Here is a 12,326-nt window from a genome sequence, read left to right as displayed (position 1 = left end):
GAAGCTTACTATATGGACCGGGGTGTTGGATAGAAAATATGCACCACGAATAACTTAGGGTCCGATGGAAAGGTTTCCATTACGCAAGTACTGAATAGTAAGAAGAAAATCCATTACGGATGTTTTCATTCTGTTGCTCCTGCACCGTTTTCTCCAGGCGTCGCGATTGCGTAACAAAAAAATCGCGCAAACGTTCTCCGTTGAAACTTTCGAACGAATTTCCGGCGTTTAAAACCGGTCGACGTTTCAGCACTGAAACGTTTTTGCGAAAATCCACTATTCAAAATCCGTAGAAAATATTCAGACCCGCGACGTATCAACGGGTTGCGTGGCATGGCACACGTTTCGCTAAATGTCTCGCACCAGGAGATACGCCATGCGACTCATCCTTTCGAACGTCAAGCGCAGTGTTTCCGGTACGTGCGGCATGCTCGCCGCCGTGCTGATTCCCGCCGCGCTCCTCGCTCTTGCGCCATCGGTGCGCGCACAGACCGCAACGGATGCGGCGAGTGCGAGTGTCGTTGCGGCGAACACCGGTGTCGTTCCTGCAACAGGCGCGGCCATGGTAAGCGCCACGCTCGACGCGAGCGTGGCACCCAACTCTGATAACGACACGAACGGCGATAACTTGAGCAGCGGCCCGAGCGCCAGCGCGCCCGCCGCCGACCCCGGCCCCGCTGGGGACGATCAGGTGCTCGCCGGCTTCGGTGCACTCGACGACCAGACGCTCGCGCGCCAGCGCGGCGGCGCCGTGGGCATGGTGATGGTCGCCGCCACGCCGCAACTCATGCATGGCAACAGCGTGACGCTGTGGGACGAAATCGCCCCGCCCAGCCCGCTGCCGATCCCGGTGGACGCCGGCCAGGCGGCGCAAGGCAACATCGCCAGCTACGTCCGAAAGTAAGCCGAACCAGCACGTTATCGCCCAACAGGACCCGTGCCCCTGGTGGCGCGGATCGCAGGCGGCACTCGACACACGCCGGTTGCGAAATGCAGACGGAGACAAACATGATCGTTCGCTTTAAGACGCCCGCTGGGCGCCGGCACTCAGCCCGGCTCGCGGCCGTCCTGAGCGCGGCGTTCGCGGCGGTGCTGACAGCAGGCGTCAGCGCACAGCAGGCGGCCAATCCCGGCGACATCATCGTCGAACGCGACATCACCCCGCGCAGCGCTTTCGCCAGCGTGCCGAAGAGCCAGGACCCCGTGCTCGTGCGCGCCACGACGTTCCCGAAGAACGCGTACGACCCCGCCATAGCGACACTCGTCAGCGATACGGACCTCACCAACGCACACGGCAATTCCGGCGTGAACACGAGCGGCGCGCTCGCAGGCGTGCAGGCCATCACGAGCATTCTCGTGGGCAACCCGTCGGCCTCGAACCCGGCGCTCGGCGCAGGTGGGAGCGGCCAGGCCATCGGCGGCATCGGCGGCACGATCTCGTCGACCATCAATGGCGCCCTCGCGCCGCTCACGAGCGCGCTCGGCGCCGCCGGAGGCATGAAATGAGCCGCCATTCGCACGTTCTGGCAGCGCTCGCGCTCGCAGCCTCGTCGGCTGCGCTCACGACGACTGCGCATGCGCAGGTCACGGTAGGCGCAACCGCCGTGATCGCACCGAACGCCGCCATCGCGACAACCGGCGCGCTCGCCGTGAACGAAGCGGCCGGGCTCGACAACGCCCAGGGCAACCAGTTGAGCATCACCTCCGGCGGCTCGGTGGGCAATGTGAATCTCGATGAACAAGGCGCCTTGGTGCGCGCTCGGCTTGGCAACGCCAGCGCGCTCATCGGTTCGGGCGCCTTTGGGAACACGTCCGGCGCCACGATGGTGAATCAGGCAGCAGGCGTGGGCAACATCCAGCGCAACAGTGCGCAGATCGGCACTGGCGTGCTTGGAGTTGCGTTGCTCTCGGACGGAGAACTGGCCGCGGTCAGCGCAACGAACGGCGGTATGGGTAATCAGGCAGGCCAGGCAGGCGGCATTCGTGAGGTACGCATCGACGATGTGGCCTTCAGGAATGCAACGGGCCTCGTGCAGGTGAACCAGACAGCCGGCGCCGGTAACGCTACGGCAAACAGTTTTGTGCTCCGTCCCCCGGCGGGCACTCTTTTTTAACTGACCACTCAAGTATCGGAGCGAAACATGAAGCGCACCCTCATCGCAGCAGCAGTCCTCGCGACTGTGGCAAGTTCAGCTTTCGCAAGCCCGAAGACCGCTTACCTCTTCAATGCTACGGGAGTCACCGAGTACGTGGGCATCGAAGGATTCGTCGGCCTGTTCGGATGCGTCACCGTCTCGAGCACGGCAGGCGCAGTCATCAACAACACCCAGAACACGGCAGGCGGCACGCTCAAGCCCCAGGCACAGAGCTATGAGTTCGGCAACGTGACGACGACCTACGACAACAACACGTGGAGCAAGGTCGGCACGGGCACGAACTCGAGCTACAAGACCTCGTACTTCGCCACGGCCGACCAGTCGACGTCGTCGAGCTCGTCCTCGAAGACGAATGACGTGAATGCGTCGACCACGAAGGCTTCGTCGAGCAGCTACACCTACAGCAAGGCTAACAGCGCGAGTGTGAACGCCGACTTCCATGCCACGGCCGACAACGGCAGCACGCAGAACTCGACGAGCGCCAGCACGTATAGCGACACGGGCGGCAACAGCAAGACCCATGCGTCCACGAGCGTCGGCAACAACACGTCGACGAAGTCGCAAAGCGGGAACGCGAGCCTGGATGCGAGCGCGACATGGAAGAGCACCGGCAACAAGCACAATGGCTCGGCCAGCATCAACGCCAGCCTGGACGAAAGCTCGTCGCACACGAAGACCAACTCGCATGACAACAGCGACTCGTCGTCGAATACGAACACCTGGTCCGCCAGCAACGATCGCAGCTCGACCGACAGCAAGACCAACGCGAACACGGCTTACGCCGACGCCACGTTGAGCGCAGCGGTCTCGACCAGCGCAAGCGGATCGGGCAGCAAGACGAAGAACTCGAGCGACACGTACGCTCACACGTACAGCGCATCGAGCTCGAGCTCGAAGTCGAACTCGCATTCGTACGCGAAGGCCACGGACGAAAGCAAGACGTGGGGTTATAGCGTGAACGACACGATGACCACGGTCAACGAAACGACGACCGGCTCGGTCACGCAGCACTACGACACGCAACAGGCCGGCACGCTCACCGCCACGACTGGCACAGACGCGGCAACCGGCGTGACAGGCAACGTGGGCGTGAACATCGCGGAAGGCATCAACAACGCGCAAAGCAACGACGTCGCGCTCGCGTCCGTCGACATGGGCAATGTGTTCGGTAACGCTCAGATCTTCAACAATCAGGCCTCTGCTGGCGTCGCGAATGTGAAAAACTTTAATTTGAACGCGTCCGTGGGTGATGGCTCGCTCGCCGGCGCTTCGGGCAATGTCGGTGTGAACGTCGCATCGGGTATCGGCAACGCCCAGAACAACAGCCTCGCCGGATCCGTGACGACGGCCACCAACGCAGGCTCTGCGATGACGACGGCGATGGTCGCGACCGACAACAACGTCCAGAACGCCGGAATGAGCGCCACGGGCCAGTTCCAGGGTACGGCTAGCCTCGGCAGCAACACCCTCACAGGCGCCCAAGGCAACATCGGCGTGAACATTGCCGGTGGCATCGGCAATCTGCAGCACAACGGCATGGCCATTGCAGCAATGAACAACGGCCACTAACCAGTCCCCAAGTCACGATAGTTCAAAGCTGTACCCCGGGTACGCCGGCCGCAGCCACACTGCGGCCGGCGCACTCACCACAAGCAGGAGACCACCATGTCCGGGTTCGTGCCGTCCCCGGCCTCAAGGATGTGTGCAGTCGCGCTGGCGCTCGCCGCCGCCGCCACCGCGGCGTTCGTGCCTTGTCGTGCGCAGTCGAGCATCGACGCGACCCACCTGGTCGGCGTGCCGATCAAGCTGCCGGTCCACTCGATGCGCGACATCCGCTACAACAGCGTCGTCACCCAGCAATACGACTATAGCTGCGGCGCCGCCGCGCTCTCGACGCTGCTGAAGTACGGCTACGGCATCGACATCCCCGAACCGGAACTGATCCGTCGCATGATGGTGTTCTCCACGCCCGAGGTGGTCGTGAAAAACGGCTTCTCCATGCTCGACATGAAGAAGTTCGTCGAAACGATCGGCCTGCGCGGCCGTGGCTTTCGCGTCAACACCGACGCGCTTTATCACCTGCAGATTCCCGTGCTCGTGCTCATGAACATCAACGGCTATGAGCACTTCGTCATCGTCAAGCATGCCGAGAACGGCCGCATCTTCATCGCGGACCCCGCGCTCGGCAACCGTATCGTCGCCGAGGACGACTTCGCGAAGACATGGAACGGACTCGTCTTCGCCGTACTCGGCAAACCGTTCCTGGAGGACTCTCCGCTGTTGCAGAACAACGAGTCGCTCGCCCTGAAGCTGCGCGAGAACGCCCTGCTCAACGGCATGGCACCGACTCCCTTCTTCGAGTACGGCCTCGATAAGGCCGTGATGTTCTGAAGTCCTGACGAGTCATGAACCGCAACCTCTCACAGTGTGGCATTGCGGCAGCGCTCTACGCGCTCGCCTGCGCTTGCTCAAGCAGTGCGTGCGCCGCCGAGAGCCTTGCCGATACCCAGGCCGCCGTGCCCGCGTTCCTCTCTGCGGGCGGCCCCGAGGCGCAGCCCGTGCGCTGCGAGCCCGTCGGCGACGACGTGCTCGCGCATCAGACCGGCAAGTATGCCGGCAGCGACATGATCTCCGGCTTCGTGCTCAACGTGCTGTCGCAATGGCAGCTGCCCAACGGCGCGAGCGCCGTGGCGCAAGGCTCGCTTACGGTTGCGCAGAACGCGGCCAACCAGCTGAGCGCCAGCGTGCAAACCAACGTCCACGTCACCGACCCGGTACCGGGCGGCACGACCGCGGCCAATAGCGGCGCCACCCCGAACACGTCGGCTTCTGGCGGCCAGAACGTGTCGGTCAACGGTGTATCGCAGATCACCCAGGTGGCCGGCGACGGCAACGTCGGCTCCAACGCCGCGACCATCGATTACAGCAATTCGATCACCAGCGGCGCAAACACCAGCGCCAATCAGCCGAGCGCTGCGGCCTCGAACGCGAACGGCACCATCAAGGCCGGCATCGCGTTCGGCAGCAACGGCATCAACGTCACGCTGCAGACGCCCGCTGGCATCGCGACACAGAACATCTTGCCGAGCAGCACGCAGCAGGCGGGCGCCATTGCCCAGTTGCTCCAGATCGCGGGCAACAACCAGCAAGTCGCCAATCAGTTACAGCTCAGTTTGCAGACGCAGCAGTTGACCGCGCAGATGATCCGTCAGGTCGGCGTGTTACAGGCACTACGCAACACCCACTAACAACAGACGCCGCCCATTTCATGAACACCCTGCCGTCCACCGCCAACGACGGACACAACAAGGAGACAGCACAAGAAGACGTGCACGCGGGCTAGCAGACTGCGTGAAGCATCAAGCAAGCGTATCGACGGTGCGGGAGCGGAACCAGGGGGTTCCGTCGTGTGCCCGCGTTCGATCCGGGGGAAAAGAATGAACACGACGTACGAGACGGCAGCGCCGCGTGTGGCGCTGGCCGCCATTCCAGCAGCGGTCCTGATCTTCGCGCTCGCGCAAACCGCCCATGCGCAGGCGCTGCAAAGCCAGTCTGTCGAAGACCGGCTCAACACGCTCATGCGTGTGGTCGACGAGCAGCAACGGCAGATCCAGTCTCTCGAGCGCCAGGTCACGGAACTCGAAATGGCGCAACGCGGGCGCGGCATGCCTGGCGCAGACGCGCCGGGCGCCGCTACGCCGGACGCGTCTGCGCCGGGCGTCGCTACGCCTGATGCCGCCTCCGGCACGAGCGTCGCCGAGCAGCCCGGCGCGGACGGCCTGCCCGTGCCGCTGCCACCGCTCGCGCAGGCGCTGCCAGGTGCCACCGCGCCAGGCTCGCTCACCGGCACCGCCACGGGCGTGCCGGTGAATCCGCCGTCGCCCGACAGCGGCCCGACCAACGGCGCCACCGGCTCCTCGGCCGCGAGCGGGCCGCAGCAAGGCGCGCCCGTCGGCGTCAACCCGAACGCCAACCCGACCGTGGGCGAGACGCAAAAGAGCGCCGAGCCCACCCGCACCGAGTCTGAGCAGGCCGTGGTCGAACGCGAACATGCGCCGCTGTTCGATCACAAGCTCACGCTGGACTGGGGCATCAGCGACACCTACTACGACCGGCGCCAGCTGCAGCTCTCGGGCTTCCTCGCGCTCGATGCGATCTTTCTCGGCAACATCAATCTGGGCGAGACGAAGTCTCACCAGCTCATGGCCGACCTCGACACGCGGTACGGCCTCACCGACCGCATGAGCATCGACGTCGACGTGCCCTACATCTACCGCCACAGCAGCTTCATCGTGGGCGGTGCGGGCGGCTCGGCGAGCTCGCTCTCTGACTCGTCGGTCAACTCGAGCGACATCGGCGATGTGAACTTCGGGATCTACTACCAGTTCCTGAAGGAAACCAACAACCTGCCCGACGTGGTCGGCAGCCTGCGTGTGAAGACGCCCACCGGCAGTTCGCCGTTCGGCATCAAACTGCAGCAGATCTCGGACGACAACACCAACCTCGTCGCGCCGAGCAAGCTGCCCACGGGCACGGGCTTCTGGAACGTCACGGCGGGCCTCTCGGTGCTGAAGACCTACGACCCGGTCGTGCTGTTCGGCAGCATCTCGTACACGTACAACATCTCGCGCTCGTTCGCCGACATCTCGTCGGTCGTCGGCCAGACCGAGCCCGCCGATGTGAAGCTCGGCGACATCGTGCAGTTCGGGGGCGGCGTCGCGCTTGCCTTCTCCGAAAAGGATTCGGCCAGCATCTCCTATACGATGGCGATCGAGCCGCAGTCGAAGACCAAGGCGCCCGGCGGCAGCTGGACTGGCGTGCCGGGCAGCGAGACCACGGCCTCGGTGCTCAACTTTGGCCTGAATCACGTGGTCAACAAGCACCTGACGATCAACGGTGCGGTGTCGGTGGGCCTCACGCCCGACGCGCCGAACTTCGTCGTCGGCGTGCGGTTCCCCTATACCTTCTGATCAATACGAGGACGATCGTGCGCGATTCCTCACATCTGGGCGCCACCGTGACACCTTTGGCCGGGGCGGGTCAGCGGCTCGCCATGGCAGGCGCGCCGCCGCAACCGGCCGCGGCGGCGGACGATACGGCCAGCACCGGGCGCGGGTACGACGCCGCGGCCCGCGAGCCCGACGGCAGACCGATTGCCGATATCGACCGCATGCTGCTGTACGTCGCCCGCGTGCCGGACACGCAGCTGGGCGCGTATCTGCGCAGCCGCGGCTGGGAAGTCGCGACGGCCAAGAGCCCGCACGAAGCGACGCGCCTCGCCAAGGCCGAGCCGACGTGCGCGGGCATCGTCGACCTGACCGGGTTCGCGGCGCGCGACCTGGCCGGCCTCGAAGCGGTGCTGCGGCTACAGCAGGTGGGCTGGATCGCGCTCACCGACGCCAAGCGCCTCACCGACCCCGAAGTACGGCGCCTGATTCGCCAATACTGTTTCGACTATGTGCATCTGCCGGTCACGCCGGCGACGCTCGACTACCTCGTGGGCCACGCATTCGGCATGGTCACGCTGTGCGACCTCGACGAGGCGCCCGCAGCCGCCGCGAGTCAGGACGAAGACGAAATGGTGGGCACCTGCGAGGCGATGCAGCAGCTCTTTCGCACCATCCGCAAGGTGGCGAACACGGACGCGACCGTGTTCATCTCGGGCGAGTCGGGCACCGGCAAGGAGCTGACCGCGCTCGCGATTCACGAGCGTTCGCCGCGCCGCAAGGCGCCGTTCGTGCCGATCAACTGCGGGGCGATCCCGCATCATCTTCTGCAATCCGAACTGTTTGGCTACGAGCGCGGCGCGTTCACGGGCGCGAACCAGCGCAAGATCGGCCGCGTGGAAGCGGCCAACGGCGGCACGCTCTTTCTCGACGAAATCGGCGACCTGCCGATGGAAAGCCAGGCGAGCCTGCTGCGCTTTCTCCAGGAAGGCAAGATCGAGCGCCTCGGCGGCCACGAGCAGATTCCCGTGGACGTGCGCATCATTTCGGCCACCCACGTCGATCTCGAAGCCGCCATGCGCGACGGGCACTTCAGGGCGGACCTGTTTCACCGCCTGTGCGTGCTGCGCGTGGACGAACCGCCGCTGCGCGCGCGCGGCAAGGACATCGAAATTCTCGCGCACCATGTGCTGCACAAGTTCAAGCAGGACAGCGCGCGCAGGATCCGCGGCTTCACGCCCGATGCGATCGAGGCCATGTACAACTACAACTGGCCCGGCAACGTGCGCGAGCTCATCAACCGCGTGCGGCGCGCGATCGTGATGGCCGAAAGCAAGCTGATCTCGGCCGAGGATCTCGATCTCGACCAGTTCACCGAGCAGCAGACCGTCACGCTCGCCCAGGCGCGCGAGGCCGCGGAAAAACGCGCGATCGAGGCCGCGCTGCTGCGCCATCGCCATCGCCTGACCGAAGCGGCCGCCGACCTCGGCATCTCGCGCGTGACGCTCTACCGGCTCATGGGCACGCACGGGCTGCGCGACGAGAAGACGATCTTTGGCGGCGAAGCGGAGAACCAGCCGGACCTGCCGCCCGAGGCCTGACACTGCGGGGGACGCGCAGGGCTTTTTGCGCACAGCGCCCGCGGCGCTGCCGCCGGCCGCAAGGGCGGCGGCGAGAGCGTCGGGTAGAATCGGTGCGACTGGCTTTCCATTCCAACGCATTTCGACTCTCTCGATGACGACGCTCACCCTGATCGTCGCTCGCGCCCGCAACGGCGTGATCGGCCGCGACAACGAGCTGCCCTGGCGGCTGCCCGAGGACCTTGCCTTCTTCAAGCGCACCACCATGGGCGCGCCCATCGTGATGGGCCGCAAGACGCACGAATCGATCGGGCGCGCGCTGCCCGGCCGCCGCAACATCGTCGTCACGCGCGACGCCACCAAGCGCTTTCCCGGCTGCGACACGGTCACGAGCCTCGAAGCCGCGCTCGCGCTCGCGGCACAGGATCAGGCGCCCGAAGCGTTCCTGATCGGCGGCGCGCAGCTCTACGCGGAAGGCATCGCGCTCGCGCGGAAGCTGATCGTCACGGAGATCGCCACCGATTTCGAAGGCGATGCCACCTTCCCTGCGCCCGATCCGGCGCACTGGCGCGAGACGGCGCGCGAAACGCTGCACGCGAATCCGCCCAACAACTTCGACTTCGCGTTCGTGACGTACGAGCGGCGCGACTGAGCCTCGAAAAAAACCGCCCGTATGGCCATTGGTTTGGCAACTGGGCGCGCAAAATCGAAAACGGCACGCCCAGGCGTGCCGTTTTGCATTGAAGTGCGGAAAGCTCGCGCGAAACGCGCCGCGTGCGCTTACTGCCCCGCCACCGTCATGCGCTCGATCAGCACCGAGCCCGTCTGACGCGTACCGCGCGCGAGCGTATCGGCGCCCACCGCGACGATGTGGTGGAACATCTCCTGCAGCGTGGACGCCACCGTGATCTCCTCGACCGGATACTGGATCTTGCCGTTCTCGACCCAGAAGCCCGAGGCGCCGCGCGAATAATCGCCCGTCACCATATTCACGCCCTGCCCCATCAGCTCCGTGAGCAGCAGGCCCGTGCCGAGCTTCCTGAGCATTTCCTCGAAGTCGTCTTCGGGTCTCGTCAGCGAGCTTTGCAGCCGCAGGTTGTGCGAGCCGCCCGCGTTGCCGGTCGTCTGCATGCCGAGCTTGCGCGCCGAATACGACGAGAGGAAATAGCCCTGCACCACGCCGTCCTTCACGACTTCGCGCCGTTGCGTGCGCACGCCTTCCTCGTCGAAGGGCGCGCTGCCCGCGGCGCGCGCCACGTGCGGGTCCTCGACGACCTGGATATGCGGCGCGAACACCGGCTTGCCGAGACTGTCGACCAGGAACGAAGTCTTGCGATAAAGCGCGCCGCCGCTCGTGGCCTGCACGAACGCGCCGAGCAGGCCCGCCGCGATGGGCGCCTCGAACAGCACCGGCACCTTGCGCGTGTCGAGTCCGCGCGCGTTCAGACGCGAGAGCGCGCGCTCGGCGGCATAGCGGCCGACCGACTCGGGCGTGGCGAGCTCGCTCGCACTGCGCCGCGAGGTGTACCAGTCGTCGCGCTGCATGCTGCGGCCCGTGCCCGCGATGGGCGCGCACGCGATGTAGTGGCGCGAATAGGGGTAGCCGTGCATGAAGCCGCCCGAGGTCGCCAGCACGAACTGCGAATGCTGCGCCGAGACGCTCGCGCCTTCCGAGTTGGTCACGCGGCGGTCTGTGGCGAACGCGGCGTCCTCGGCGCGGCGCGCGATCTCGACGGCCTCGTCGGCCGTGAGGCTCCACGGGTGATAGAGGTCGAGGTCGCGCGGCGCGGTTTCCAGCAACTCGGGGTCGGCGAGGCCCGCGCAGTCGTCGTCGGCGGTGAAGCGCGCGATGTTGTAGGCGGCCGCCACGGTGTCCTTGAGCGCCTGCGCGGAAAAGTCCGAGGTGCTCGCATTGCCGCGCTTGTTGCCGATGTAGACGGTCACGCCCACGGACTTGTCGCGGTTGTGCTCGATGGTCTCGACTTCGCCGCGCCGCACGGAAACCGACAGGCCATCGCCTTCGGAGATCTCCGTCGCGGCGTCGCTCGCGCCGAGCGCCTTCGCGTGGCGGAGAATGTCCGACGCGATCTCCTTCAGCTCGTCCTGGGTGTGCGGGAAAAATCGTTGCCGGGCTTCGATGTCTGCAGCCATTGTCGTTACGGTCCGGTTTCGGGCCGGTGCGGCCCGCTTGTCGTGTATCGGGTGTGTCGGATCAGGCGCCTCGGTAAAAGGCGCGTTCCGCGATCATAGCAAGGTATGCGAACGCGCACCGCAGGCGCATGGCCCGCGCGGGCCAGTCGCGTCCCGATTGGAGGGCGCGCGCAGGCTACAATACGCGTCATGAAACGCAAAACCCGCATTCAACCCATGACCGACGTTGCCGCCGACCAGGACGACAACGGCTACGATCGCCCGAGCAAGTCGCAGCTCAAGCGCGAAATGACCGCGCTCCAGGAGCTGGGCATCGCGCTCGTCGACCTGCCCAAGGACGCGCTCAAGCGCATGCCCATGACGGAAGACCTCGCCGACGCCGTCCACGAGGCCCGCCGCATCACCGACCACGAAGGCAAGCGCCGCCAGCTCCAGTACGTGGGCCGCATGATGCGCGGCCTGCGCGAGGACGAGGTTGCCGCGCTGCGCACCGCACTCGACGAGCACCGCGGCGTGAACAAGGCCGCCACGGCGCGCCTGCACTGGATCGAGCGCACGCGCGAGAAGCTGCTCGCCGACGACGCCGCGCTCACCGCCTTCATCCGCGAGCATCCTGCGGCCGATCCGCAGGAAGCGCGCACGCTGATCCGCAACGCGCGCCGCGAGCAGCAGCAAGGCCGCCCGCCGAAGTACTTCCGCGAGCTGTTCCAGTGGATCAAGGACATGAGCCGCCAGGGCGCCGACGATCCGCTGGACGCGGCGAACCAGCGCCCGCACGCCGATCTCGACGAGGATAGCGAAGATGACGAAGCCTGAGCGCAGCCATCCTGACGAACTGGTGATCGGCCTCGTGTCGGTCAGCGACCGCGCCACGAGCGGCGTCTACGAGGACAAGGGCATTCCGTCGCTGATGGAATGGCTCGGCCACGCGCTGAAGTCGCCGTGGCGCGCCGAAACGCGCCTGATCCACGACGACGCGGCCACCATCTCGGCCACGCTCACGGCGCTGGTGGACGGGCTCGGCTGCGACCTCGTGCTGACGACCGGCGGCACCGGCCCCGCGCGCCGCGACGTGACGCCCGAAGCGACGCTCGCCGTCGCCACGAAGGCAATGCCGGGCTTTGGCGAGCAAATGCGCCAGATCAGCCTGAATTTCGTGCCGACGGCGATTCTTTCGCGCCAGGTGGCCGTGATCCGCGAGACCGACGACCACGCGGCGCTCATCATCAACCTGCCGGGTCAGCCCAAGTCGATCAAGGAAACGCTGGAAGGCTTGCGCGACGAGCAAGGCACGGTGAAAGTGCCGGGCATCTTCGCCGCGGTGCCGTACTGCATCGACCTGATCGGCGGTCCGTATATCGAAACCGATCCGAATATCGTCGCGGCGTTCCGGCCCAAGAACGCGCAGCGAGCGCCGCGCGCGTAACACCCCGTCGCCACGGGCTGTGCAGGGTGCGGCGCAAAAACGCGTCCGCCCCCCTGCAGGCCCAGAG

General features: G+C 65.8%; 12 protein-coding genes. 11 read left to right on the top strand and 1 reads right to left on the bottom strand.

From position 1 onward, the window contains the following. Nucleotides 1-376 precede the first annotated feature (376 nt). From BO1_RS60915 to BO1_RS00955, 9 genes are all read left to right on the top strand, one after another. Complete coding sequence (locus tag BO1_RS60915; RefSeq protein WP_028215944.1) at nucleotides 377-904, top strand: hypothetical protein; 528 nt, start codon at nucleotides 377-379, stop codon at nucleotides 902-904. A 104-nt stretch (nucleotides 905-1,008) separates the two neighbouring features. After that, nucleotides 1,009-1,506, top strand: coding sequence for a hypothetical protein (locus BO1_RS00990; protein WP_043283483.1), 498 nt, complete (start codon nucleotides 1,009-1,011; stop codon nucleotides 1,504-1,506). After that, nucleotides 1,503-2,114, top strand: coding sequence for a hypothetical protein (locus BO1_RS00985; RefSeq protein ID WP_028215942.1), 612 nt, complete (start codon nucleotides 1,503-1,505; stop codon nucleotides 2,112-2,114). The genes BO1_RS00990 and BO1_RS00985 overlap by 4 nt, the downstream gene beginning before the upstream one ends. A 27-nt stretch (nucleotides 2,115-2,141) precedes the next feature. After that, complete coding sequence (locus BO1_RS00980; RefSeq protein ID WP_028215941.1) at nucleotides 2,142-3,725, top strand: hypothetical protein; 1,584 nt, start codon at nucleotides 2,142-2,144, stop codon at nucleotides 3,723-3,725. 96 nt (nucleotides 3,726-3,821) lie between these two features. Next, nucleotides 3,822-4,547 (top strand): C39 family peptidase, encoded by a 726-nt coding sequence (locus tag BO1_RS00975; protein WP_028215940.1) that lies wholly within the window; start codon nucleotides 3,822-3,824, stop codon nucleotides 4,545-4,547. 14 nt (nucleotides 4,548-4,561) lie between these two features. Next, the gene (locus BO1_RS00970) at nucleotides 4,562-5,404 is read left to right on the top strand and encodes a hypothetical protein (protein ID WP_028215939.1); all 843 of its coding nucleotides are present in this window, start codon (nucleotides 4,562-4,564) and stop codon (nucleotides 5,402-5,404) included. Between the two features lie 189 nt (nucleotides 5,405-5,593). Then, nucleotides 5,594-7,126: a hypothetical protein gene (locus BO1_RS00965; RefSeq protein ID WP_028215938.1), complete on the top strand. Its 1,533-nt coding sequence runs from the start codon at nucleotides 5,594-5,596 to the stop codon at nucleotides 7,124-7,126. 200 nt (nucleotides 7,127-7,326) lie between these two features. Further along, complete coding sequence (locus tag BO1_RS49245; protein WP_245643679.1) at nucleotides 7,327-8,703, top strand: sigma-54 dependent transcriptional regulator; 1,377 nt, start codon at nucleotides 7,327-7,329, stop codon at nucleotides 8,701-8,703. A gap of 133 nt (nucleotides 8,704-8,836) precedes the next feature. Beyond that, on the top strand, nucleotides 8,837-9,334 hold the full coding sequence (locus BO1_RS00955; protein WP_028215937.1) for a dihydrofolate reductase: 498 nt from the start codon (nucleotides 8,837-8,839) through the stop codon (nucleotides 9,332-9,334). A 128-nt stretch (nucleotides 9,335-9,462) separates the two neighbouring features. Here the strand turns inward: BO1_RS00955 and pmbA are convergent, their stop codons facing one another. Beyond that, nucleotides 9,463-10,833: a metalloprotease PmbA gene (gene pmbA, locus BO1_RS00950; protein WP_028215936.1), complete on the bottom strand. Its 1,371-nt coding sequence runs from the start codon at nucleotides 10,831-10,833 to the stop codon at nucleotides 9,463-9,465. Between the two features lie 189 nt (nucleotides 10,834-11,022). On the opposite strand from pmbA, the gene yjgA reads away from it, so the two are divergent. After that, the gene (gene yjgA / locus BO1_RS00945) at nucleotides 11,023-11,649 is read left to right on the top strand and encodes a ribosome biogenesis factor YjgA (RefSeq protein WP_028215935.1); all 627 of its coding nucleotides are present in this window, start codon (nucleotides 11,023-11,025) and stop codon (nucleotides 11,647-11,649) included. Beyond that, nucleotides 11,636-12,259: a molybdopterin adenylyltransferase gene (gene mog, locus BO1_RS00940; protein ID WP_043283481.1), complete on the top strand. Its 624-nt coding sequence runs from the start codon at nucleotides 11,636-11,638 to the stop codon at nucleotides 12,257-12,259. Before yjgA ends, mog begins: the two co-directional genes overlap by 14 nt. Nucleotides 12,260-12,326: the final 67 nt, after the last annotated feature.

Origin of the sequence: Paraburkholderia oxyphila NBRC 105797, assembly GCF_000685075.1 — a bacterium.
Classification (GTDB): Bacteria; Pseudomonadota; Gammaproteobacteria; order Burkholderiales; family Burkholderiaceae; genus Paraburkholderia; species Paraburkholderia oxyphila.
Note: the sequence above shows the minus strand (reverse complement) of the source record. Positions and strands in the feature narration are given on the sequence as shown.